25 protein-coding genes are annotated in these 22,987 nt (G+C 73.6%); 15 read left to right on the forward strand and 10 right to left on the reverse strand.

The genetic code is table 11. From position 1 onward, the window contains the following. Nucleotides 1-242 (forward strand): hypothetical protein (locus AB0O48_RS31130; protein ID WP_357254123.1); only part of this gene is annotated, 242 nt, incomplete at its 5' end. Between the two features lie 9 nt (nucleotides 243-251). Beyond that, entirely contained in the window at nucleotides 252-1,526 is a 1,275-nt protein-coding gene (locus AB0O48_RS31135; RefSeq protein WP_357254125.1) for a cupin domain-containing protein, read from the forward strand. A gap of 219 nt (nucleotides 1,527-1,745) precedes the next feature. Here the strand turns inward: AB0O48_RS31135 and AB0O48_RS31140 are convergent, their stop codons facing one another. The 5 genes from AB0O48_RS31140 to AB0O48_RS31160 all read right to left on the reverse strand — a co-directional run bounded on the left by AB0O48_RS31140 (nucleotide 1,746) and on the right by AB0O48_RS31160 (nucleotide 6,991). Beyond that, on the reverse strand, nucleotides 1,746-2,408 hold the full coding sequence (locus AB0O48_RS31140) for a hypothetical protein (RefSeq protein ID WP_357572581.1): 663 nt from the start codon (nucleotides 2,406-2,408) through the stop codon (nucleotides 1,746-1,748). Continuing rightward, entirely contained in the window at nucleotides 2,405-5,080 is a 2,676-nt protein-coding gene (locus AB0O48_RS31145; protein ID WP_357254129.1) for an FtsK/SpoIIIE domain-containing protein, read from the reverse strand. The genes AB0O48_RS31140 and AB0O48_RS31145 overlap by 4 nt, the downstream gene beginning before the upstream one ends. Continuing rightward, nucleotides 5,073-6,191: a hypothetical protein gene (locus AB0O48_RS31150; protein WP_365069491.1), complete on the reverse strand. Its 1,119-nt coding sequence runs from the start codon at nucleotides 6,189-6,191 to the stop codon at nucleotides 5,073-5,075. Before AB0O48_RS31150 ends, AB0O48_RS31145 begins: the two co-directional genes overlap by 8 nt. A 6-nt stretch (nucleotides 6,192-6,197) precedes the next feature. Further along, nucleotides 6,198-6,458: a hypothetical protein gene (locus AB0O48_RS31155; protein ID WP_030504016.1), complete on the reverse strand. Its 261-nt coding sequence runs from the start codon at nucleotides 6,456-6,458 to the stop codon at nucleotides 6,198-6,200. Between the two features lie 152 nt (nucleotides 6,459-6,610). After that, nucleotides 6,611-6,991, reverse strand: a complete 381-nt coding sequence (locus tag AB0O48_RS31160; protein ID WP_357254133.1) for a hypothetical protein — start codon at nucleotides 6,989-6,991, stop codon at nucleotides 6,611-6,613. Nucleotides 6,992-7,132: 141 nt separating this feature from the next. On the opposite strand from AB0O48_RS31160, the gene AB0O48_RS31165 reads away from it, so the two are divergent. The 3 genes from AB0O48_RS31165 to AB0O48_RS31175 are packed head-to-tail and all read left to right on the forward strand — an operon-like array spanning nucleotide 7,133 to nucleotide 10,241. After that, a complete protein-coding gene (locus AB0O48_RS31165) occupies nucleotides 7,133-9,691 on the forward strand; it encodes an ATP-dependent Clp protease ATP-binding subunit (RefSeq protein WP_357572584.1) in 2,559 nt (852 codons plus the stop codon). Next, nucleotides 9,688-9,891, forward strand: coding sequence for a hypothetical protein (locus AB0O48_RS31170; protein ID WP_357254137.1), 204 nt, complete (start codon nucleotides 9,688-9,690; stop codon nucleotides 9,889-9,891). The genes AB0O48_RS31165 and AB0O48_RS31170 overlap by 4 nt, the downstream gene beginning before the upstream one ends. Continuing rightward, on the forward strand, nucleotides 9,891-10,241 hold the full coding sequence (locus AB0O48_RS31175) for a DUF3140 domain-containing protein (protein ID WP_357254139.1): 351 nt from the start codon (nucleotides 9,891-9,893) through the stop codon (nucleotides 10,239-10,241). Before AB0O48_RS31170 ends, AB0O48_RS31175 begins: the two co-directional genes overlap by 1 nt. Before the next feature lie 58 nt (nucleotides 10,242-10,299). Here the strand turns inward: AB0O48_RS31175 and AB0O48_RS31180 are convergent, their stop codons facing one another. The 3 genes from AB0O48_RS31180 to AB0O48_RS31190 form a co-directional block, all read right to left on the reverse strand. Next, nucleotides 10,300-10,545, reverse strand: coding sequence for a hypothetical protein (locus tag AB0O48_RS31180; RefSeq protein ID WP_357254141.1), 246 nt, complete (start codon nucleotides 10,543-10,545; stop codon nucleotides 10,300-10,302). Nucleotides 10,546-10,603: 58 nt separating this feature from the next. Continuing rightward, complete coding sequence (locus tag AB0O48_RS31185; protein ID WP_357254143.1) at nucleotides 10,604-11,584, reverse strand: LysR family transcriptional regulator; 981 nt, start codon at nucleotides 11,582-11,584, stop codon at nucleotides 10,604-10,606. An 85-nt stretch (nucleotides 11,585-11,669) separates the two neighbouring features. After that, entirely contained in the window at nucleotides 11,670-12,278 is a 609-nt protein-coding gene (locus AB0O48_RS31190; protein ID WP_357254145.1) for a hemerythrin domain-containing protein, read from the reverse strand. A gap of 183 nt (nucleotides 12,279-12,461) precedes the next feature. On the opposite strand from AB0O48_RS31190, the gene AB0O48_RS31195 reads away from it, so the two are divergent. Together AB0O48_RS31195 and AB0O48_RS31200 are read left to right on the forward strand one after the other, a co-directional pair. Further along, nucleotides 12,462-13,790 carry a M20/M25/M40 family metallo-hydrolase gene (locus AB0O48_RS31195; RefSeq protein WP_357254147.1) on the forward strand — a complete coding sequence of 443 codons (1,329 nt, stop codon included), beginning with the start codon at nucleotides 12,462-12,464 and terminating at the stop codon, nucleotides 13,788-13,790. A 57-nt stretch (nucleotides 13,791-13,847) separates the two neighbouring features. Beyond that, nucleotides 13,848-14,510: a hypothetical protein gene (locus AB0O48_RS31200; RefSeq protein ID WP_357254149.1), complete on the forward strand. Its 663-nt coding sequence runs from the start codon at nucleotides 13,848-13,850 to the stop codon at nucleotides 14,508-14,510. 55 nt (nucleotides 14,511-14,565) lie between these two features. On the opposite strand, the gene AB0O48_RS31205 is transcribed toward AB0O48_RS31200, so the two are convergent. Continuing rightward, nucleotides 14,566-14,757 carry a DUF5703 family protein gene (locus AB0O48_RS31205; protein WP_013734349.1) on the reverse strand — a complete coding sequence of 64 codons (192 nt, stop codon included), beginning with the start codon at nucleotides 14,755-14,757 and terminating at the stop codon, nucleotides 14,566-14,568. A 189-nt stretch (nucleotides 14,758-14,946) separates the two neighbouring features. Here AB0O48_RS31205 and AB0O48_RS31210 point away from each other — a divergent pair, with 189 nt between their 5' ends. Both AB0O48_RS31210 and AB0O48_RS31215 read left to right on the forward strand, forming a co-directional pair. Then, nucleotides 14,947-15,102 (forward strand): hypothetical protein, encoded by a 156-nt coding sequence (locus tag AB0O48_RS31210; RefSeq protein WP_357254151.1) that lies wholly within the window; start codon nucleotides 14,947-14,949, stop codon nucleotides 15,100-15,102. Next, on the forward strand, nucleotides 15,102-16,007 hold the full coding sequence (locus AB0O48_RS31215) for a hypothetical protein (protein WP_365069498.1): 906 nt from the start codon (nucleotides 15,102-15,104) through the stop codon (nucleotides 16,005-16,007). Before AB0O48_RS31210 ends, AB0O48_RS31215 begins: the two co-directional genes overlap by 1 nt. Nucleotides 16,008-16,179: 172 nt before the next feature. On the opposite strand, the gene AB0O48_RS31220 is transcribed toward AB0O48_RS31215, so the two are convergent. Further along, a complete protein-coding gene (locus tag AB0O48_RS31220; protein WP_357254155.1) occupies nucleotides 16,180-17,151 on the reverse strand; it encodes an aldo/keto reductase in 972 nt (323 codons plus the stop codon). Nucleotides 17,152-17,336: 185 nt separating this feature from the next. On the opposite strand from AB0O48_RS31220, the gene AB0O48_RS31225 reads away from it, so the two are divergent. The 6 genes from AB0O48_RS31225 (at nucleotide 17,337) to mshC (ending at nucleotide 22,909) form a co-directional block, all read left to right on the forward strand. Beyond that, on the forward strand, nucleotides 17,337-18,389 hold the full coding sequence (locus tag AB0O48_RS31225) for an LLM class F420-dependent oxidoreductase (protein ID WP_357254157.1): 1,053 nt from the start codon (nucleotides 17,337-17,339) through the stop codon (nucleotides 18,387-18,389). After that, on the forward strand, nucleotides 18,386-19,222 hold the full coding sequence (locus tag AB0O48_RS31230; RefSeq protein WP_357254159.1) for an undecaprenyl-diphosphate phosphatase: 837 nt from the start codon (nucleotides 18,386-18,388) through the stop codon (nucleotides 19,220-19,222). The genes AB0O48_RS31225 and AB0O48_RS31230 overlap by 4 nt, the downstream gene beginning before the upstream one ends. Before the next feature lie 105 nt (nucleotides 19,223-19,327). Then, nucleotides 19,328-20,041 carry an MSMEG_4193 family putative phosphomutase gene (locus AB0O48_RS31235; RefSeq protein WP_365069501.1) on the forward strand — a complete coding sequence of 238 codons (714 nt, stop codon included), beginning with the start codon at nucleotides 19,328-19,330 and terminating at the stop codon, nucleotides 20,039-20,041. Between the two features lie 157 nt (nucleotides 20,042-20,198). Further along, entirely contained in the window at nucleotides 20,199-20,789 is a 591-nt protein-coding gene (locus AB0O48_RS31240) for a DUF3090 domain-containing protein (RefSeq protein ID WP_357254163.1), read from the forward strand. Beyond that, on the forward strand, nucleotides 20,786-21,604 hold the full coding sequence (locus AB0O48_RS31245; RefSeq protein WP_357572588.1) for an SCO1664 family protein: 819 nt from the start codon (nucleotides 20,786-20,788) through the stop codon (nucleotides 21,602-21,604). Before AB0O48_RS31240 ends, AB0O48_RS31245 begins: the two co-directional genes overlap by 4 nt. Nucleotides 21,605-21,670: 66 nt before the next feature. Next, nucleotides 21,671-22,909 carry a cysteine--1-D-myo-inosityl 2-amino-2-deoxy-alpha-D-glucopyranoside ligase gene (gene mshC / locus AB0O48_RS31250; RefSeq protein ID WP_365069504.1) on the forward strand — a complete coding sequence of 413 codons (1,239 nt, stop codon included), beginning with the start codon at nucleotides 21,671-21,673 and terminating at the stop codon, nucleotides 22,907-22,909. Nucleotides 22,910-22,987: the final 78 nt, after the last annotated feature.

Raw genomic sequence — 22,987 nt, forward strand, 5'->3', positions numbered from 1 at the left:
GTGGCGCGACCCCCGGTCACCAGGACGGTGGCGCGGACGGTGGCGCGGAGGGCCCGGCCGACGGTGGCGCGACCCCCGGTCACCAGGACGGTGGCGCGGACGGTGGCGCGGAGGGCCCGGCCGACGGTGGCGCGACCCCCGGTCACCAGGACGGTGGCGCCGATGGTGGCGCGGAGGGTCCCGCCGACGGCGGTGCGACGCCGGGTCACCAGGACGGTGGCGCCGACGGCAGCGCGCGGTAGCGGCACACCATGACGCACCTCGATCCGCCGGGCGGCCACGGCCGCCCGGCGGTTCCGTCCGCATCCGCCGCCGCGGCGCTGGCCCGTTGCGTCTCGGTCGAACCGGCCAAGTTCGCCGCCGCGCACTGGGGACACACGCCGCTGCTGTCCCGCGCCGCCGAGCTGCCCGACCCGGCCGGCTTCACCGACCTGCTCAGCCCCGCCGACGCCGACGAGCTGCTGAGCCGGCGCGGTCTGCGTACCCCGTTCCTGCGGGTCGCCAGGGACGGCCAGTTGGTGCCGGCGGCGCGCTGGACCGGCGGCGGCGGTGCCGGCGCCGAGATCGGCGACCAGGTGCTCGACGAGCGGGTCCTGGAGCAGTACGCCGCTGGCGCCACCCTTGTGTTGCAGGGTCTGCACCGGATCTGGCCGCCGCTCGTCGACTTCGCCCGCGACCTGGGCCTCGCGCTCAACCAGCCGTTGCAGATCAACGCCTACCTGACGCCGGCCGGCAGTCAGGGATTCGCCACCCACTACGACACGCACGACGTGTTCGTCCTCCAGGTGGACGGCCGCAAGCACTGGCGGATCCACCCGCCGGTGCTGCCCGACCCGCTGGAGAAGCAGCCGTGGGGTGGCCGGGCCGACGAGGTCGGCGCGACCGCGCAGGGCCCCGCCGCGCTGGACGTGGTGCTCGCCCCCGGCGACGCCCTCTACCTGCCCCGGGGTTGGCTGCACAGCGCGCAGGCACAGGACGCCAGCTCCCTGCACCTGACCGTGGGCATTCGGGCGCTCACCCGGTACGCCCTGGTCGAGGAGCTGCTCGCGCTGGCCGCCGAGGACCAGCGGCTGCGGGCCACCCTGCCGTTCGGCACCGACGTCGCCGACCCGGACGCCATCGAGCCGGAGCTGACCGAGACGGTGGAGGCGCTGCGGGACTGGCTGCTGCGCGCCGACCCGGGCGCGGTCGCCGCGCGACTGCGCCAGCGGGCCTGGCCGGCTGCCCGCCCGGCACCCATCCGACCGCTCGCCCAGGCCGACGCGGTGGCCGCGCTGGACGCCGACGCCCGGGTCACCCTGCGGCCCGGCCTGCGCTGGCAACTGGTGCCGCACGGCTCGGACACGGTGGCGCTGCGGCTGTTCGACCGCACGATCACCCTGCCTGGTGACTGCGAGGCGGCGGCTCGTGTCCTGCTCAGCGGCGCGGTCACCCGGGTCGGTGACCTGCCCGGCCTGCCCGACGACGCCGACCGGGTCACCCTGACCCGCCGCCTGCTCCGCGAGGCCGTCCTGGTCCCGGCCTGACGGCCCGGCCCGCCGTCGCCGGACCGGTGTGGCGCGGCCTGGTGTGGCGCGGCCTGGTCCGGTGTGGCGCGGCGGGTGATCGACTCGGCTTTCTTGAAGTCGCGGGGTCCGGGCGGCGGGGATGGCCCGTCTTTCCGGACCCGAGTCCATCATCGCCGGCCGCGGCGCCCCGTGGAAGACCGCGGCGACGGCCGGCGGACCCCCGCTGGACGACCGCGCTCAGCGGCCGAGCGCCAGCAGCAATGCGGTCGTGACCAACCCCGCGCCGAGCACCACGATGATCGGCCGGGGTCCGAGCACCGCGTGCCGCCGGTCGGCCAGCACCCGCGCCGGCGCCAGCCCGACCAACGGCCCGAACAGGGTCACCACCAGCGCCAGCACCGGCATCCCGACCGCCAGGTCGCCGCCGTACCCGACGCCCAACGCCCGTGCCCCGGCCCCCAGCGCGTACGCGAACACCGCACCGCCCACCCCGCAGAGCGCCAGCAGGGGGTTGACCGAACCCGGCAGCTCACCCGGCTGGCCGGCCCGGTCGAGCAGGTCCCGGGCCCGGGTGAGGAGCGCCAGCGCGTCGGTGGCCCCGCCGCTGTTCGCCGGAGCGGGCGGGCCGCCGAGACGACGGGCGCCGAGGCGGGTACGCACCTGCTGCCACAGGTGCGCCACCTCGGCGTCGACGCGTTCCTGCTGCTCGCGCGCCTCGACGAGTTCCACCTCGGCGTGCTGGACCTGCTCGGCGGCGTCGGCGACGGCCCGCTCGGCAGCCGCGCACTGCCGCTCGTACCAGGTGTGCGCCTCGGCGCGCTGCTCACCCACCCGTGCGGTCAGCTCGGCCAGTCGCCGCAACTGCGCCGCGTACGTCTCGCTGGCCACTGGTTCGTTCATCGCGACGGTCCGTAAGGGATGATCACCTGTCCGGTGCGGTGGACCGCCCGGTCGAAGAAGAGCCCGCGCCACGGGCGGGGATACCAGTCCGGGCCGCCGGTGCCGGGGTAGAGCGAGGAGCCCAGCTCGCCGCCGTGCGCGTCCAGCGCCACCCAGGCGCCGATCTGGTCGGTGCGGGCGGCCGGACCACCGAGGTCGGCGCGCATCCGGGCCACACCCCGCCACCAGGCCAGCACGTGCGTCCGTCGTTCCGGCCCGTCGTGCAGGATCCGGCGTAGCTGTTCCAGGCCGGTGCGCCGGCCAGCGCGGGCGGCCAGCGCGCCGGCCGCCGCGTCGACCGCGAACAGCAGCAGGTAGTGCGGGCTTCCCGGCCCGGTCAGCCCGTCGGCCGTCTCGGCCATCAGCTCGCCCACGGTCTCCTCGTCGTACCAGGCGGCGTCGTCGGCCAGGTCGTCGTAGAGGGCGCGGGCCATCGGGTCGGCGTCCGCGTCGAGGCAGGCGATGGAGAACCGGGCGGTGCCGGGCGGATGTTGGCGGGCCAGTGACCGGGCCGCCGCGTCCAGTACCGCGCACGCCTCGTCCACCCGGGTGCCGAGCACGGCGAGGTTACGCCCCGGGGCGCGCGGCAGGCGCAGCGCCGCCGAGCGGGACTGCACGTCGATGATCTCGCCGAGCAGGGCCACCGGGCTGCGCGGCACGCTCCCGTCCGGGGGTGCGGCGAGCGCCCGGAAGTCCGGGGCGTCCGCCAGCCGGGGGATCGCGTCGCCGTCGAAGAGTCGGGCCGGCGCCGCGTCGGGCGGGCGCATCCGCCACAGCCGGTGCTGCAACCCGCTCCACGTCTCCCAGTCGCTGGCCGACGGGATCCGGGCGACCTCGTTGCCCTCCACCATCCCCGACTCGGCGTTGACGACCGCGTGCCAGCGGGGCAGCGACTGTGCCGCGTCGTTGCGTTCGGCGAGGATCCGCAGCGCCTTGGGCAGCGCGATGCGCAGGGTGAACTGGGCGACGAGCGCGGGCCGCCCCCACAGCGCCTCGATGCCCCGCACGTCCTGCGAGGCGAGCACGAGGTGGATGCCCTGCGACCGGCCGCGCCGGGCCAGGTCCTCCAGCAGGTCGGCCGCCTCCCGGGCGACCACGTCCCGACCGGCCAGCAGCATCTGGAACTCGTCGACCACCGCGACGATCCGCGGCCAGTGCCCGGTCGGGTCGACCGCCCGCAGCTCGGCCAGCTTGGTGACCTCGTGCTTCTTGGCCGCGTCGGCGCGCCGGCGCAGCTCCTCGGCGAGGAACCGCAGCAGCGCCAGGCCGAACTCCCGGTCGGTGTTCACGTTGATGCCGACCAGGCGCATGTGCGGCAACCAGCTCGGGTCACGGCGGCCCTGCGCGAACCGCGCGAAGGACACCCCCTCCTTGAAGTCCAGCAGATAGAACTCCAGCTCGGCGGGGGAGTAGCGGGCGGCGAGCGCGCCGATCCACGCGAAGATCAGGTTGGTCTTGCCGGTGCCGGACGGCCCACCGATAAGCGCGTGCGGCGGGTAGTCGCCCAACGACAGCCGTACCGGTCGACCCTGCGGCCCCTCACCGATCGGGGCGGTCAACCCGTCGGCGGAATCCTCCCGCCACATCAGCTCGGGCGGGGGCAGCAGGTCCGCGAACGGGGTCGGCGGCGGGCCGGCGTTCACCTGGACGGCGATCTCCCGGCACGTCTCGGTGACGAGCGTCGCCGGTGGCGGCGGATCCAGCCGGACCGGCAGCCCGGCCGACCCGCCGATGCGCGCACCGGCGGCCCCGGCGACCACCCGGGTCACCGTCGGGTCCTCCGGCACCGGCACCCCGTGTACCACCAGGTGCACCCCGCAGGCCGCGCCGGCACGGACCACCCGGTCCAGTTGGCCGCGCTCGTGCCGGTTGAGTTCGTCGCCGCCGAGCAGCACCGCCACCCGCCACGGTTCGGGTCGCCGGCCGGTCGCGGCGGCCAGTTCCCGTAGCGAGGCGTACTCACCGGCGAGCACCGTCTCGTTGATCCGGCGGATCTGCTCCACCAGGTCGTCGAGCAGGGGACCCAGCCCACCGGGGCCGACGAAGGTGAGCAGCCCCGCCGTGCCCAGCGGCGCGAACCCGGCCAGGCCGCCGCCGAGCTGCTCCGGGTCGTACCCGACCAGCCGTACCGCCCCGGGGTCGGCGCGGCCGGCGGCCCGCAGCAGCAACGCGGACACCACCGCGTCGCAGCCGGCCCGATCGTCTCCGGAGAGGTGGACGTGGCCGGCGTCGAGCAGCGGCACCAGCGCGGGCACCGGATCGACGCCGTCGATCCGGACCGTGCCGACCCGCAGCGCGCCGGGCGGCTCCGCGCGCCGCGTCGGCGTCGGCGCCCACCCCACCCAGTCGGCCCCCGCGCAGCCGGGCGCCTCCTGCCGGGCCGCCTCGGCGGCGCGCCGGGCCAGCTCGGCGATCCGGGCGGAGTAGCGGGCGTCGATCTCGGCGATGCGGCGGTCCCGCTGGGCGCCCACCCGCTCCGGTACGGCGGCTGCCGCCCGCTGGACCCGGGCCAGTCGTTCCCGCCCGGCGGTCAGTTCCGCCTGGGCGGCGGACAGCCGGGTACGGGTGGCTCCCAGCGCCTCGGCCAGGCTGTCCCGGATTCGCCCGGCCAGCTGACCACGCCGGTCAGCCATCGGAGCTCCGACGCGTCGGCGCGTCCCGCCACGGGCTGCCCGAACGCGGCGGCAACCCACCGGAGCGCTGTCCACCCGCATCCCCCGGCCGCCGAACCGCACCACCAGGACGCGCACCCACGCCGCCGTGCTGACCCGCGCCGCCTGGCTGACCCGCTCCGCCGTGTTGACCTGCGCGGCCCGCACCGCGTTGCTGGCCCGCGCCGCCCGGTTGGCCCGCGCCGCCCGGTTGACCCGCTCCGCGTTGGTCGCCCGCGCCGGCTGGTTGGCCCGCGCCGGAGGGCAGGTCCCGGCCGAGACGGGCGAGCAGCAGCCCGGTCGCCACACCGGCGGTCACCGCGGAGTCGGCGGCGTGCGGCGGCTCCCCGGAGGCACGCGGCGGCGGCATCCGGCACACCCGGGTCAGCAGCGTCTCCAGCACCGGCGGCGGCAGCCCGGGCAGCAGGTCGCGGACCCGCCCGTCCAACTCCCCGCGCAACCGACCGAGGTCGGCGGCGCGCGGCGGATGCCCCAGCAGCTCACCGGCCAGCTCGCGCAGCAGCGGCGGCGCCAGCGCCGCCATCCCCAGCCCCACGTCGGCCGGCGCCCGCCGCAGCTCCGTGCGGAGCCGGTCCCGGTCGCCGGAGCGGACACCACCCACCACTCGGCGCAGCAGTTCCTGGGAGTCGTTCACCCGCTCGTCGGGCTCTTCGTCGGCGCCCTCGCGCCCGCCGGTCAGCTCCGCCACCCGCACCGACCACCAGCGGCGCATCCGGACCTGCTCGGTCGGCTCCGGGGCGACCGCGCTGGGACCGGCCGCCGGCGGCGTGTCGTGTCGGGGAGCGCGTTGCTCGGGGCGGGGCGCCGGAGCGCCGTCCGCGCCCAACCCGATCGCCGCCAGATACGCCGAGAGCTGCTCCTGCGCCACCCGTAGCGCGTAGCCGGCGCTCTCGGCGTGCTCGGTCGCGGCGGACAACTCCGGCACCCCCATCGGGTTGGCCGACTCCTGACGGACCCAGCGCAGTCGCTCCGCGGCCAGGCCGAACTTCTCCAACGCCTGTCCGAGCAGGGCCAGCGGGAACTCCTCGCTGGCGGCGCGGACCTGCCCACCGACGTCCTCGATGATGGACATGGCGGCCTACAGGGTCGCGACGTAGAGCTGCGCCTGCTCGACCGCGACAAGTGTCGCGGCGAGACACTCCTCCAGCTCCTGGCTGGCCTGTGTCAGCGACGCCTGGGCCGCCTCCACTGTCTCGTGCCCGCTGCCCTCCAGCGCGCCGGCCAGGGTCTGCTGCGCCTCGGCCAGTTTCTCGCCGGCCGCCTGCACGGCTGTCTGCCCGTCACCGATCTGTTGGAGGGCGACATCGATGGCAGCCTTCAGCTCGGCGACGCTCGCCACGGCGGAACCTCCTGGGGGCGGGGAGATCTCCATTAGAGCCTATCGGCCGCCGCGAAAGAACATCCGCCCTGTCGGTGTTCCTGCCCGCCTGTCCGGAAGGCACCTGGAAGTGCCGGGAGTCCGTTGTGTGGGACTCCCAGTGCGAGAACTTCTCAGTTCTCCCGGAGCCAGCGCGGTCCGTACACCTCCGCGCCCAGGGCCGTGACCCGCTCGCGCAGCTCCCGGTCCGCGGTGACCACCAACCGACGCCGAAGCGGTGCGCCCGCGACCAGGTCGACCACGCTGTCGTCGCCGGAGCCGGGTGCGGAGACCACCCGGACGCCGTCGGTCCCGGGTACGTCCCGCGCGGCACCCTCGACCACCAGCACCACCTCCACCGGTGCCGGCAGTCGGGCCGGCAACCCGATGGTCGCCACCGGCGCGAGCGAGTCGCGCAGACGGGCGGCCGCACCGGCCCGGTCACGCCACCACCCGTTCGGGCGGGAGCCCACCACGTTGGCGCCATCCACGATCAGCAGCGGGGTCTCATCCATCCGGCCAGCCTGCCACCAAACGGCCTGTCCCGACCCGACGCCACTCCCGGGATGCCGGTACGCCGTCTCCCGCGGCGTTTGTCGGGGCGCGCGCCGGGTAGCCCCTGCCGACCGTGCCGCGCCCGACTGCGGAGGACAGACATGATGGGACCCGGTGACACCGGCTCCGACCCGTGGGACGAATTCCTGGCCAGGTACTTCGGTCGGGGCGAGGGAGGACGCCGACCGCCGCACCGGGTCGACATCACCCGACTCATGACCGCGGACGCCCGGGAAATGCTGGCCGACGCGGCCCGACGGGCCGCGCAACGCCACAGCAACGACCTGGACACCGACCACCTGCTCTGGGCGGCGCTGCAACGCGAACCGCTACGTGACCTGGTACGCCGGGCCGGAGCAGACCCGGACACCCTGCTCAACGCGCTCGGCGGCAAGGGCGACGGCGCGCCACGCGGAGAGGTGCCGCCCAACCTGTCGCTGACCCCGGCCGCCAAGCGGGCGCTGCTCGACGCCCACCAACTGTCCCGGGCGATGGGCGCCAACTACATCGGCCCCGAGCACATCCTGATGGCGCTGCCGCTCAACCCGGAGTCGCCGGCCGGTCGGATGCTGGCCGCCGGCCGGATCCAACCCGAGTCGCTGCAGGCCGCCAACGCCGAGCGTGGACCGATGACCGGGCCCAAGCCGGATCGCGGCACGCCCACCCTCGACCAGTACGGGCAGGACCTCACCGAGCTGGCGCGGATGGACCAGATCGACCCGGTGGTGGGACGCGCCGACGAGATCGAGCAGGCCATCGAGATCCTGTCCCGGCGCACCAAGAACAACCCGGTGCTGATCGGGGAGGCCGGCGTCGGCAAGACCGCCATCGTGGAGGGGCTGGCCGAACGGATCTGCGACGGGGACGTGCCGCAGACCCTGCTCGGCAAGCGGGTCGTCCAACTCGACCTGGCGGGCCTGGTCGCCGGCACCCGCTACCGGGGCGACTTCGAGGAACGGCTGAAGAAGGTGATCGACGAGATCCGGGCGCACCGGGACGAGCTGATCATCTTCATGGACGAGATCCACACGTTGGTCGGGGCGGGCGGCGCCGGCAGCGAGGGCGGCATGGACGCGTCCAACATGCTCAAACCCGCCCTCGCCCGCGGCGAGCTGCGGGTGATCGGCGCGACCACCCTCGACGAGTACCGCAAGAGCATCGAGAAGGACGCCGCGCTGGCCCGACGCTTCCAACCGGTGCTGGTGCCCGAGCCCAGCGTCGACGACACCATCGCGATCCTGCGTGGCCTGCGCGACAGGTACGAGGCCCACCACCAGGTGCGCTTCAGCGACGAGGCGCTCGTCGCCGCCGCCGAGCTGTCCGACCGGTACGTCACCGACCGGTTCCTGCCCGACAAGGCCATCGACCTGATCGACCAGGCCGGCGCCCGGGTGCGGTTGCGGACCCGTACGCCCGCCTCCGACGTGCGGGAGCTGGAGCAGGAGCTCGACGAGGTACGCCGGGACAAGGAACAGGCCGTCACCGACGAGCAGTACGAGCGCGCTTCCGCCCTGCGGGACCGGATCTCCGAGCTGGAGGGGGACATCCGTCGCGCGAACGGTGACGACGGCTCGTCCACCTCGCAGGTGCCCGAGGTGGGTCCGCAGGAGATCGCCGAGGTGGTCTCCCGGGCCACCGGCATCCCGGTCAGCCAGCTCACCGAGGAGGAACGCGACCGGCTGCTGCGCCTGGAGGGGCACCTGCACCAGAAGGTGGTCGGCCAGGACGACGCGGTCACCGCCGTCGCCGAGGCCGTCCGTCGCTCCCGGGCCGGGCTGGCCGACCCGGAACGACCGATGGGCAGCTTCCTGTTCCTCGGCCCGACGGGTGTCGGCAAGACCGAGCTGGCCCGTGCCCTGGCCGAGGCGCTGTTCGGCGAGGCGGACCGGATGGTCCGGGTGGACATGAGCGAGTTCCAGGAACGGCACACGGTCAGTCGACTGGTCGGCGCTCCACCCGGATACGTCGGCTACGAGGAGGCCGGTCAGCTCACCGAGGCGGTGCGCCGCCGCCCGTACGCGGTGGTGCTGCTAGACGAGATCGAGAAGGCCCACCCGGACGTGTTCAACATCCTGCTCCAGGTGCTCGACGACGGGCGGCTGACCGACAGTCAGGGTCGCACGGTGAACTTCAAGAACACCGTGCTGATCATGACGAGCAACCTCGGCTCGGAGCTGATCACCGGCGCCCAGCGCTCGGTCGGCTTCGGCAGCGGGGACGTGGGCAGCGAGCAGGAGAACGACGAACTGCGGGAGCGACTGATGCGCCGCCTGCAGGAGAACTTCCGCCCGGAGTTCCTCAACCGCATCGACGAGGTCATCATCTTCCGCCGGCTGGAGGCCGAGCAGCTGCGCGACATCACCGCGCTGCTGTTGGAGGAGACCCGCCGCCGCATGCACGCCCAGGACCTCCAGGTGGAGTTCACCACCGCCGGCATCGACTGGCTCGCCGAGCACGGCTACCAGCCGGAGTTCGGCGCCCGTCCGCTGCGTCGGGTCATCCAGCGGGAGGTCGACAACCACCTGTCCCGGATGCTGCTGGAGTCGGCGATCTCACCGGGGCAGAAGGTCACGGTGGACGTCCGCGACGGGGCGCTCACCTTCGACGTGACCGCGGGCGAGCGGGGGTACACCGCCGCCACGACCACCCACCCGCGATGAGCGGGCCGGCGCGACGAGACGAGCACGAGGACCCGCACGAGCCCACGAAAGCCCGGGACGAGGACGACCATCCCGACCCGATCCTGGCGCCGCCCACCGCGAACCCCCGCCGTACGCGGGTGCCCGCGGAGGGCCTGCATCCCAAGACCGACCAGGACGACCCGGAGACGTCCGGGAAACCGCCCGGAGAGGAGACCTGATGGTACGCGAAGCGCGGCTCGACCCCGAGGTGGAAGTCCTCTGGGAGGACTTCCACGCCGAGGTCAACGTCCCGTCGGAGCAACTGCGGACGTGGTTGCTGACCAGGGGTTCCGGGGAGGAGTCGTTCAGCCCGAACCCGAACCTCGACCTGCCCCAGCCGGGCCGGGAGATCCTCAAGGTGCTGAACAAACGCAAGGTCGACCTCACCCCGGAGGACATCGAGGTGATGCGGGAGGCGGTCGAGCGGATCCGCGAGCTGATGGACGCCAAGCCGTCGCGCGGCAACGCCGACGACACCTGGCGGCACTCGCTGCTCGACCTCGGACACGACCCGCTCGTCGAACTCTGAACGACACCACGCGCGAACGGTGCCGTCCCGGCCGGGGACGGCACCGATCGCGTCTGCGCTACTGGCCCTGGTCCGGTTCCAGGCTGGCGATGGTCAGCCCCGCCGCGTCGGCGGCGGCGTCGCGGTCGGTGCGGGTCTGGTCCTCCCGGGTGAGCAGGTTGGCGTACTCGGTGACGGCGGCCGGGTCGGGCACCTGCGGCAGGCGGCGCAGGAACGCCTCCACCGCACGGGTGGCGGCGGTGTGCGCGGCGGCCGCCTCGCGGAGCAGTTCCCGGTCGTCGGCGGGCGGGTAGAGGTCGGTCATGTCCGCCAGATACCCGGCCCACGGCGGTTCGCACCGCCACCGGCCGGTTACCTCCCGCTCAGCCCGGTCGGACCCCGGTGGGCTGCCGGACGCCGAACGCCGGGTGACGCAGCAGCCAGTCCAGGTACGCGGGATGCGGGGCCAACGAGTCGACGTACGCCGCCTTCGCCGTCTGCACCATCAGGTCGGCCTCCCGGGCGGCGGGGGAGTCCGGATGCCAGCCGAGCAGGAGCCGCCAGCGCAGCGGTACGCCGGCGAGACGGCGGGTGACCAACCCGGCCACCGGGCGGAACGTCGCCTGGCACAGCGCGATCGCCACCCCGGCCTCCACCAGGTCGACGCAGCCGCGGATGTCGGTCTCGTACACCTTGCGGGGGGTGAATCCGGCGCGCGCGCAGGCGGTGGCGAAGCAGTCGGCGAAGCAGCCGTCGCCCGGGGCGGCCACCCACTGCTCGTGCCGCAGGTCCGCCAGGCGCACCTCGTCGTGCGCGGCGAGGGGGTGCGTCTCGGGCAGCAGCACCAGCACCGGGTCGATGGCCACCTCCTGCCAGCTCAACCCGAACCCCGCCGACGGGCTGGCGTCGCCGCACACCCCGGTGAGGGCGAAGTCCAGTCGGCCGCCCGCCACCAACTGCGCCAGCTCGTCCACCGACCAGGAGGCGAGCGTGGTGATCTGGGCCGGCGGCTGCTCGGCCGCCAGACGGTGCACCATCCGGCCCAGGATCGGGCTGTTCACCCCACCGAACCGGTAGCACGGCGGCGCGTCGCCGGCCCCGGCCAGCCGGGCCGCCTCGTCCTGCAACCCCTTCATCGCCGGCAGCAGCACCCGGGCCCGAGCCAGCACCAGCTCACCGAGAGCGGTGGGCCGGGCGCCGCGCCGGTCCCGGTCGAACAGCGGGCCGCCCAGGGTCCGCTCGATGCGCTGGAGCTGGGCGGTCAGCGCCGGCTGGGCCAGGCCGAGCGCCGACGCCGCCTTCGTCACACTCCCCGTCTCCGCGATCGCGCAGACCACCCGCAGGTGACGCAGCTCCAGGTTCATACCGTGACGGTAGGACTACACGTCAGTCGGCGGAATAGCCCGAGCGGATCGGTGATAATGAATGCACCTGGGATCGCCGCCGCCGTCAGTCCCGCGGCGACTCCGGCAGGTCCGCCAGGTACGTCGGCCGGCGGGTCACCGCGTCGAGCACCTTGTCCACCACCCCGACCGCCGGCTCCACGATCCGGTTCCACGGAGGGGTGGCCGGAGTGCCCGGGTGCGGCCGGGTCGGTGCGGCCTCCTCGGCGATCTCCAGCCGGTTGCCCAGCCGGATCAGCTCCTCCTGGGTCGCGACCGCGCGCAGCTCGGTGACGAGCGCACCCACCCCGTCGACGTGGTGGCGGACCCGCTCGGCGATCTCGGCCAACGCCTCGTCGGTCGCGCCCTTCAGGGCGCTGAGCAGACTGGCGTCGGCGTTGATCTCGGCGTCCACCCGCTCGGCGGCCGCCGGCAGCGCGGCGCGTACCGCCGGCAGCAGGTACTGCTCCTCAGCGGAGAGGTGCCGCGACAACGCGGCGGTGAGCACCGGCAGCCCTTCCCGCGGTGTGGCGTCCGGGCCGGTCAGCTGGTCCAGCAGCGCCACCAGTTGACGGTGCTCCCGATCGACGATGTCGGCGATGTTGCGGCCACCGGGTCGGTAGCCCTCCTCGGGTGCGGGTGCGGGCGGCAGCGGCGGCAGGGGAACGGCGGACATGGTGCCCTCCTCGACTGGCGGGCGGAAGCTCCGGCAGGGATGTGCGGTCGTGGGCGGCGGTACCCGAACCCGCTCCCGGCGAAACCGGGCCCGTCGATGCGCCGGCGCGTGGCCACCGGTGTGCCGGCCCGCGTGCACCGGTGCGCCGCCCGGCCGACCGGGGCCGGCTGGTATGAAGAGGCGATGACGAGCGATGCGGCCTCCACCCGACCCGACCCCAGCGCGGAGGTCGTGGACCTCTGCCGCGACCTGCTGCGCATCGACACCACCAACACGGGGGACAACGACACGAGCGTCGGCGAGCGCCGCGCCGCCGAGTACGTGGCGGAGAAGCTCGCCGAGGTGGGCGTGGAGTCCGTCCTGCACGAGGCCGCGCCGGGCCGGGCGAACGTGGTGGCCCGCATCCCCGGCACCGACCCGAGCCGGGGCGCGCTGCTGGTGCACGGCCACCTGGACGTGGTGCCCGCCGACGCCGACGAGTGGTCGGTGCACCCGTTCTCCGGCGAGCTGCGCGACGGTTACCTCTGGGGCCGCGGCGCGATCGACATGAAGGACTTCGACGCGATGGTGCTCGCCGTGGTGCGGCACTGGCAGCGCACCGGCGTACGGCCACCGCGGGACATCGTGCTCGCCTACACCGCCGACGAGGAGGCGGGCAGCGACTACGGCGCGCGTTTCCTGGTGGAGAACCACCAGGACCTCTTCGACGGCTGCACGGAGGCGATCGGGGAGGTCGGCGGTTTCTCCTACTCGGTCAACGACAGCCAGCGGCTCTACCTGATCGAGACCGCCGAGAAGGGCATCGACTGGCTGCGGCTGCACGCCAAGGGTCGCCCCGGGCACGGCTCGATGGTGCACGACGACAACGCGGTCACCGCGCTCGCCGAGGCGGTCGCCCGGATCGGCCGGCACCGCTTCCCGGTGGTGGTCACCGACACCGTGCGGGCCTTCCTGGAGGAGGTCTCCGACCTGCTCGGCGTCGAGCTCGACCCGGAGGACCCGGAGACGGCCATCGCGAAACTCGGCCCGATCGCCAACATCATCGGGGCGACCATCCGCAACACCGCCAACCCGACCCGGCTCGACGCCGGCTACAAGGACAACGTCATCCCCGGCCGGGCCACCGCCACGATCGACTGCCGCAGCCTGCCCGGCCAGTCCGAGCTGCTGGAGCGGCAGCTGCGGGAGCTCGTCGGCCCGGACATCGCGATCGAGTACATCCAGCGGCAGCCCGCGCTGGAGACCACCTTCGACGGCGACCTCGTCGAGGCCATGTCGGCGGCGCTGCGCGCCGAGGACCCGGGGGCGCGTCCGGTCCCGTACATGCTCTCCGGCGGCACCGACGCCAAGGCGTTCTCCCAGCTCGGCATCCGCTGCTTCGGGTTCGCCCCGCTGCGGCTGCCCGCCGACCTGAACTTCTCGGCGTTGTTCCACGGCATCGACGAGCGGGTTCCGGTCGACGGACTACAGTTCGGCGTGCGGGTTCTCGACCGGTTCCTCCGCACCTGCTAGCCGCGCCCGGCGCTGCATCCGGCGCGCGACCTCCCCAACGTGAAGGGACTGCCCCACATGACCGACCAGCACGGTGAGCTGGACGCCGCTCTCGAGCGGGTGATCGAAGCGGCCCGCCACCACCTGGCCGCCGTACGCGCCGCGCAGGGCCGCGTCGACGACGACGACGTCTGGCAGGCGTACGTGGCGTTGAACAACGCCTCTTTCGCGTACGACGAGCGGTTGCTCGACGCCTTCGGCGAGGTGACGCCGTGGGATGTCGACTCGATCGACCCGGACGAGGCCGACGAGCGCTTCGGCGGCCCGGAGGGTTCCGAGGCCAGCGACCCGCACCCCCGGGTGATCTCGGTGCGGCAGCGTCGCGACTACCGGGTGCCGAGCGTCGCCGCGCTGCTGCGGGTGGCCGAGGCGGCCCGCCGCGAGGGCACCCCGGAGGACGACGAGCCGGCGCCGGTGGAGGGCGTCGGCGAGGCGGTGCTGGAGTTGCTGCAGAGCGGCGACGGCTCGCTCGGCGCGCTGGACGTCCCCGAGCTGGAGCCCCTCGACGGGGTGGTGATGGTCAGCGAGGTGGGCACGCCGGTCGATCTGGAGTCGTTCGACGACGATGACGCGGTCGGTCCGTTCCAGCCGGCGGTCGACGACCGACTGGTCGGCCGGCTCGACGAGCACCCGTTCGTGGAGCTCGACGACGATCACGACCACGCCGGGCACCAGCACTAGGGCGCACCAAGGCCGTTCGACGCCCGGGGTCCACGTGGCCCCGGGCGTCCGGCCGTCAGTACGACAGGCCCGGCTGCGGCTGGTTGACCCGCCGCCGCCGCAGCACCACCTGCCGCGTGCCGTCCCGGTACAACCGCACCCGGGCCAACTCCCATCCGGAGAACTCCGCCTGGATCGCCAACTGCGCCGCCGCGGTCAACCGGTCGACGTTCGGCGGCAGCCGCAGTGGCGCGTATTCGTAGTCCATGCCATCCATGCTGCCCAGCCCAGCGGCTGTTCGCCACCCCCTTGGGGGTGACCAACGACGCTGCCGTGGGGTGGTTCGTGCCGACCTGTGCGCCCCTGCCCCGTGCAGCGTGCTGTCCGTGCCACGGGGTGGTGCCGGGTGGCCGGGAATCGTATCGTCGGTGCGCTCGACTCGTGGGGGAGGAACGGCATGCCACCGGATATCGACGTCGACGTGCGGGCGGTCCGTCGACTGGAGACCGCCGCCCGCCGCCTCGACAGCTCGCTCGCCGCGGTCGAGGCGGACTGGATCAACCAGCGTGTCTTCGGGCAACCGCCGGCGGGCCGGTCGCGAGGGGACGCGTGATGTCGGAGGAGCGGGGCCGGCTGGGTCGGTTCACCGACGCGGTGCTCGGCGGCGCGCGGGCGGCCCGGGACAAGGCCCGTGAGCTGCGCGACGAGTTCCGCACGAGCGACGAACCCGAACGGGCCCTCGTCGCGCCACTGCTGCCCGGGCAGGAGCTGCGGTACGTGGGGCTCGGCCCGGTCCGCGCCCCGCAGACCCACAAGGCCGGGCGGCAGCTCGCCGGTGTGATGGCCGACGAGTTCGTCGACTCGCTCGACCCGAAGGTGCTGTTCGGGTTGCTCAACATCGTCAACCCGGTGGTCTGGGTGGACGCGGTGCTGACGCCGGTCCGGCTGGCGGCGGGCCTGCTGCTGCTGCCCGCCAAGGCCGCTGCCGTCGCGGCCGGTGTGCCGGAGGCGGCCGAACCGGAGCCGGTCCCACCACCGCAGCGGGCGCAGCGGGATCCCATCCCGCTCACCGAGGAACAGGAGGCGTTCCGCGCCCTGTTCCGGCTCAGCCTGTACCGCCCGCTGGCCGACCAGCTCGCCGAGATCGCCTACCGCCGCCGGTACGTCTTCAGCGGCGACCTCGCCACCCTCGCCGGCAGCCTGCTGCTCTTCCTGGAGCGGTACAACGGCACCCCGCTGGCGGTGACCGACACCCATCTGCACCTGCTGCGGATGGGTCCCCGCCCGGACGCCGACCGCCCCGACCGGCGCCAACCGCGGGTCCTGTGGAGTGTGCGACGTGACCGGGTGGCCCGGATCGACTCGGAGCGCGGCGCGGCCGGGTTCGTGCAGCTGACCTCCACGTTCGTCTTCGACGACGACTCGTGGATCCGACTCACCCAGCCCGCGGTCCGCGACGACCAGTCGCGCTTCCTGACCGCGATCCACGACCTCCCCGGGCAGCGCCCGTCGCCCTGACGCCCTGCCCCGGCATGCACCTGCCGCCGTGCCGCGCCCAAGATCGCGCCGTGCCCAGGATCCCGCTCGATCCACGATGTAGTGGCTACGTCGTCGTCGTGGGATGCCACCGCATCCAGGATCGAGCACGATCTTGCCGAGTGCCGCAACCGGGGGCGAGGAACAGCGCCGGTCAGCCGTCGCGTTCGGGGTAGCCCAACGGCACCGCCGAGACGTCGTCCAGCGCGGTGGTGATCTCCTCCGGCAGGGTGATCCGTTCCACGGGCAGCGCGCCGAGCAGTTGGCCGACCGTGCGTGCGCCGAGGATCGGCGCGGTCACCCCAGGCCGGTCCCGGATCCACGCCAATGCCACCTCCAGCGGTGACACCCCCAGGCCGCCGGCCGCGGTGGCCACCGCCTCCACGATGCTGGAGCAGCGCGGCTCCAGGTACGTCGAGACGAACCGCTCGAAGTGCGGCGACGCGGCTCGGGAGTCCGCGGGACGGCCGTGCCGGTACTTGCCGGTCAGCACGCCCCGACCCAGCGGTGACCAGGGCAGCAGGCCGAGGCCGAGCGCGTCGCACGCGGGCAGCACCTCCCGCTCCACGCCCCGCTCCAGCAGCGAGTACTCCACCTGGGTGGCGACCACGGGTGCCCGCCCCGGCCAGGCGGTCTGCCAGGCGGCGGCGCGTGCGGTCTGCCAGCCGGAGAAGTTCGACACGCCGACGTAGCGAACCTTGCCGCTGGCCACCGCGTGGTCCAACGCCGCGAGGGTCTCCTCCAGCGGGGTGTCCGGGTCGTACCCGTGCACCTGGAACAGGTCGACGTGGTCGGTGCCGAGGCGGCGCAGCGACGCGTCCAACGTCCGCAGCAGGTGCCCCCGGGAGCCGTCGCGACGTCGACCACTGCCCGGGCGCAGCCCCGCCTTGGTGGCGATCAGCAGCTCGTCGCGGGGCACGAGGGTGCCCAGCAGCGACCCGATCACCGACTCGGCGTCGCCGTCGCCGTACACGTCGGCGGTGTCGATCAGGTTGCCGCCCGCGTCCAGGTAACTCTTCAGCTGGGCGGCCGCGTCGTCGGCGTCGGTGTCCCGGCCCCAGGTCATGGTGCCGAGCGCGAGCCGGGAAACCGCCAGCCCGCTTCGGCCGAGCGGTCGCTGTTGCATGGGTGAACCTTATTTCGAACCTGCCGCCACGGATATCCTCGCTCCCGTATCTCTGCCGGTTCTGCCGGTTCCGCCGCCGTGGGCTGCCCCGATGGAGGGGGAGCGAAGGTGTCGAGCCGGTGATCGAGTCCGTTTTCGGCATTGCGTAACCTGGTGCGACCTGTGCCACGGATGGGGGAGGACCAGTGCGACTCGGGCTCAGTCTCGGATACCAGACAGCGTGGAGCACACCGGCCGACCACCTGGCCCTCGCCCAGGAGGCGGACCGGCTGGGCTACTCGGTGGTGTGGGCGGCGGAGGCCTACGGCTCCGACTCGCCCAGCATGCTCGCCTGGATGGCCGGCCAGACCGAACGGATCGACGTCGGCGCCGCGGTGATGCAGATCCCCGCCCGTACGCCGGCCGCCACCGCCATGACCGCCGCCACCATCGACGCGCTCTCCGGTGGCCGGTTCCGGCTCGGCCTGGGTGTCTCCGGTCCGCAGGTGTCGGAGGGCTGGCACGGTGTGCGCTTCGCCAAGCCCCTGGCGCGGACCCGCGAGTTCGTCGACATCGTGAAGCTGGCCATCGCCCGCAAGGAGGTGGCCTACGACGGGCAGCACTACAAGCTGCCGCTGCCGGACGGCCCGGGTAAGGCCCTGCGGTTGGGTTTCCATCCACCCCGCGAGCACATACCGATCTACCTGGCGGCGGTCGGCCCGAAGAACCTGGAGCTGGCGGGTGAGATCGCCGACGGCTGGCTGGCCGTGTTCTACGCCCCGGAGTTCGCCGAGGAGCAGCTCGCCTCGGTCCGCGCCGGTCGGGCGAAGGTCGGCAAGGAGTTGGCCGGGTTCGACGTGGTGCCCTCGGTGCCCGTGGTGATCGGCGACGACGTGGCCTCCTGCGCCGAGCTGGTCCGCTGGTACGCGGCGCTGTACGTGGGCGGCATGGGCAGCCGCGAGCAGAACTTCTACAACCAGCTCGCCACCCGGATGGGGTACGGCGACGCCGCCCGCGACGTGCAGGACCTGTACCTGGCCAAGCGGCAGCGCGACGCCGCCGCGGCCGTACCCATGGAGTTCATCGACCGCACCTCACTGCTCGGCCCGAAGGAGCGCGTCGCCGAGCGGATGCGGGAGTACGCTGCCGCCGGCGTCACCACGCTGTCGGTGAGCCTGTTCGTCGCCGACCGGGACAGCGGTGTGCAGACCCTGCGTACCGTCGCCGAGGCACTGGAGCTTTCGGGAGTCGGCGAGTGACCTGGGTTGAGGCCATCGTCCTGGGCATCGTCCAGGGACTGACCGAGTTTCTTCCGGTCAGCTCGTCGGGGCATCTGCGGATCACCTCGGCGATCTTCTTCGACCGGGACGCCGGCGCGTCGTTCACCGCGGTCACCCAGCTCGGCACCGAGGCGGCCGTGCTGATCTACTTCGCCAAGGACATCTGGCGGATCACCCGGACCTGGCTGGTGGGCATCCGGGACACGTCGGTCCGCTCCAGCCTCGACTACCGGATGGGCTGGTACGTGATCGTCGGCTCGATTCCGATCGGGTTGTTCGGTTTCCTGTTCAAGGACCAGATCAAGACCGCGGGGCGCAACCTGTGGGTCGTGGCGACCACGCTCATCGTGTTCGCCTTCGTGCTGGCGTTCGCGGAGTACTGGGGGCGGCAGACCCGCACCCTGGAGAACTTCCGGATGAAGGACGGCATCGTGATGGGCTTCGCCCAGGCGATGGCGCTGGTCCCCGGGGTGTCCCGCTCCGGTGGCACGCTCACCGCCGGCCTGCTGCTCAACCTCACCCGGGAGGCGGCGGCACGGTACTCGTTCCTGCTGGCCATCCCGGCGGTGGTGATGTCCGGCGTGTTCAGCCTCGGGGACGTCTTCGAGCCGTCCGCCCCGGGCACCTCCGTGCCGACGGTGGCCCAGACGATCGTGGCCACCCTCATCGCCTTCGGCATCGGGTACGCGGCCATCGCCTGGTTGCTGCGCTACGTCGCCCACCACACCCTGTACGTCTTCGTGCTGTACCGGGTGGCGCTGGGCACGCTGGTCCTGGCGCTGCTGCTGACCGGCGCGATCGACGCCACCTGAGCGACCCGCCGACGACGGCCCCCGACCCCGCCCGTGCGCGGAGTCGGGGGCCGCGGTCGTCCTCCCGCCGCCCACGACGGCCCGGCACGGGGTCCAGGTCATAGGGTGGTCTCCGTGGCGACCCTTCTGCTCTTGCGACACGGCCGAACCACGGCGAACGCCGATGGCGGCCTCGCCGGCCGCCAACCGGTCGAACTGGACGACACCGGACGCGCCCAGGCCACCGCGGTCGGCGGGCGACTGCGGGCGGTGCCACTGGCCGCCGTGGTGACCAGCCCGCTCATCCGGTGCCGGCAGACCCTGGAGTTGGCGCTCCCGCAGGCCACCCCGGTGGTCGAGGACGGGCTGATCGAGTGCGACTACGGCAGTTGGGAGGGGCAGCCGCTGAAGAAGCTCGCCAAGGAGCCACTCTGGCCGGTTGTCCAGCAGCACCCCAGCGCGGCGGTCTTCCCGGGTGGGGAGGCGATGGCGGCGATGGCGGCGCGTGCCGTGGCGGCGGTGCGCTCCTGGGACGCCCGGGTGAGCGCCGAACACGGCCCGGAGGCGGTCTGGCTGGCGTGTAGCCACGGCGACGTGATCAAGGCCATCGTGGCGGACGCGCTCGGCGTACACCTGGATGCCTTTCAGCGGATCGTGGCCGACCCGGCGTCGGTGACGGCGATCCGGTTCACGCCGCTGCGTCCGTTTCTGGTGCGGCTCAACGACACCGGCGGCGACCTGGCGGCGCTGGTGCCGCCGCCGGCCAAGCGGCGTCGGCGCGCGAGCCGCGTGGCCGACTCGGACGCGGCCGTCGGCGGCGGCGCGGGCGTGTCGCGGTGAGGCACGTCACGACACCGCCCCCGGTCGGGGCGTTCTGGCACGCCGAAGAGGCCGCCACGCCCGGGTGTAACCCCTGGCACACCGGGCGCGCCGCACCTCGGGCGATTCGGGTCGGTGGGGTGCGCGGTGCCCTGGCGGGCCGGATAGGGTCGTGGGTATGACCCACCAGGTGCACGCCTTCGAACCGCCGGAGCGGTTCGTCGCCGGGACTGTCGGGCCGCCGGGGGAGCGCGCGTTCTTCCTGCAGGCCCGCGGCGGCGGCAGGCTGGTCAGCGTCGCGCTGGAAAAGGTTCAGGTGTCCCTGCTCGCCGAGAAGCTGGAGGAGCTGCTCACCGAGGCGCAACGTCGCTTCGGGGTGGACCTGCCCGAGCTGGCCCCGGTGATCGGCGACAACGAGCCACTGGACACGCCCGTCGACGAGGAGTTCCGCGTCGGCACCCTCGGGCTGGCCTTCGACGTGGACACCGCGACCGTGGTGATCGAGGCGATCGCCGCGGGCGAGGTGGAGCCCGAGGTCGAGTTGGGCGACGAGGACGACGAGGACCCCGACGACGACGATGTCGAGGACGACGAGCCGGACGAGGACCTCGACCGGCTCCGGGTCCGGCTCACCCCGCAGGCGACCCGTCAGTTCATCGAGCGGGCCCGGCGAGTGGTCAACGCGGGTCGGCCTCCGTGCCCACTCTGCGGCCAACCGTTGGACCCCGCCGGGCACCTCTGCCCGCGGCACAACGGTTATCACCGGTGACCTCGTCCGGCCTCCAGCCTCGCCAGGACGGCGACGCGGCGCTGCGGCTGCTGCGAGACGGCACGCTCGACCTGGAGGGTCGGCTGGTCGACGCGTCGAACACCACGTTGCGCGGCATTCTGACGTTGGACGGGGCCACCGCGCGCTGCGTCTACAAACCGGTACGCGGTGAGCGTCCGCTCTGGGACTTCCCCGACGGCACGCTGGCCGGGCGGGAGGTCTCGGCGTATCTGGTCTCCCGGGCCACCGGCTGGGGCCTGGTGCCGCCCACGGTGCTGCGCGACGGCCCGTTCGGCCCCGGCTCCTGCCAGCTGTGGATCGACGAGCCGGAGGACGCCGACCCACTTGTGGGTTTCCTGCCGGCCGGGGAGCTGCCGCCACGCTGGTTCCCGATCGCCGCGGCCCGTGACGACGACGGCACGGCGTACGCCCTCGCGCACGCCGACGACCCACGGCTGGCACGTCTCGCGGTGCTCGACGCGGTGATCAACAACGCGGACCGTAAGGGCGCTCACGTGCTGGTCGGCGCCGACGACCGGATCTACGGCGTGGACCACGGGGTGAGCTTCCACGTGGAGGACAAGCTGCGCACGGTGCTCTGGGGCTGGGCCGGCAAGCAGTTGCCCCCGGATGCCGTGGAGATGCTCGACGGGCTCGCCGGGCAGGTCGCCGGGGCGCTCGGCGCGGAGTTGGCCGACCACCTCACCATCAGCGAGGTGACCGAGGTGGCCGCCCGGGTCGACAGGTTGCGCGAGACCGGCCGCTTCCCGCAGCCACCGGAGGACTGGCCGGCGATTCCCTGGCCGCCCATGTGAGCCGCTGTCATCTTGATCACCCGTGGGGCGCTCCGGCGGCGTCGCCGGGCTGGCTAGGCTGATCCCATGGAGTCTTGGGCGGGACACGAGGTGCCACGGCTGCCGGGCAGGGGCGAGCCACTGGCGTTGTACGACTCGGCGCGGCAGGGTGTCCACCCGAGCGAGCCGGCGGACGCGGGCAGCATGTACGTCTGCGGCATCACCCCGTACGACGCCACGCACCTCGGTCACGCCGCCACGATGATCACGTTCGACCTCGTGCAGCGGATGTGGCGCGACGCCGGCCGTCCGGTGCGCTACGTGCAGAACGTCACCGACATCGACGACCCGCTGCTGGAACGCGCCGCCCGCGACGGCGAGGACTGGGTGGTCCTGGCGATGCGCGAGACGGCGCTGTTCCGCGAGGATATGGAGGCGCTGCGGATCATCCCGCCGGCGCACTACGTGGGCGCGGTCGAGTCGATCCCGGACATCGCCGACAAGGTCGAGGTGCTGGTCAAGGACGGCGCCGCGTACCGGCTCGACGACGGCACCGGCGACGTCTACTTCGACATCTCCGCCACCGGCCGGTTCGGCTACGAGTCCAACCTGACCCGCGAGCAGATGCTGGAGATCTTCCCGGAGCGCGGCGGCGACCCCGACCGGGCCGGCAAGCGCGACCCCCTCGACCCGCTGCTGTGGCGCGGCGCCCGCGAGGGCGAGCCGTCCTGGCCGGGCGGCGACCTGGGGCCGGGCCGCCCCGGCTGGCACATCGAGTGCGCGGTCATCGCGCTCAACCTGCTCGGTGACCGGATCGACGTGCAGGGCGGCGGCAACGACCTGCTGTTCCCGCACCACGAGGCGTCCGCCGCGCACGCCGAGCGGCTCACCGGTCAGGCGCCGTTCGCCGAGCACTACGTGCACGCCGGGATGATCGGTCTGGACGGCGAGAAGATGTCCAAGTCCCGCGGCAACCTGGTCTTCGTGTCCCGGCTGCGCGCCGACAGGGTGGACCCGTTGGCGATCCGGCTGGCGTTGATCTCCGGGCACTACCGCAGCGACCGTACCTGGACCGACGAGCTGCTCACGGCCGCGCAGGAGCGCCTGGACCGCTGGCGGCGGGCCGCCGCCGCGCCCGCCGGGCCGTCCGGGGCCGAGCTGCTGGCCGGGGTACGCGAGCGCCTCGCCGACGACCTGGACACCCCGGGAGCCCTGGCCGCAGCCGACCGCTGGGCCGACGCGACCCTGGCGGGCGCCGCCGACGACGCGGACGCCCCGGCCCTCTTCGCGAAGACGGTGGACGCCCTCCTGGGCATCCGCCTCTAGCCCCCCTCCCACCCCACCCCGCCCCACCCCCCACCCGCGGCGATCATGGACTTGTGGTGCCCGAAACGCGATGCCACG

This window comes from Micromonospora sp. NPDC085948 (genome assembly GCF_040686315.1).
Lineage (GTDB): Bacteria > Actinomycetota > Actinomycetes > Mycobacteriales > Micromonosporaceae > Micromonospora.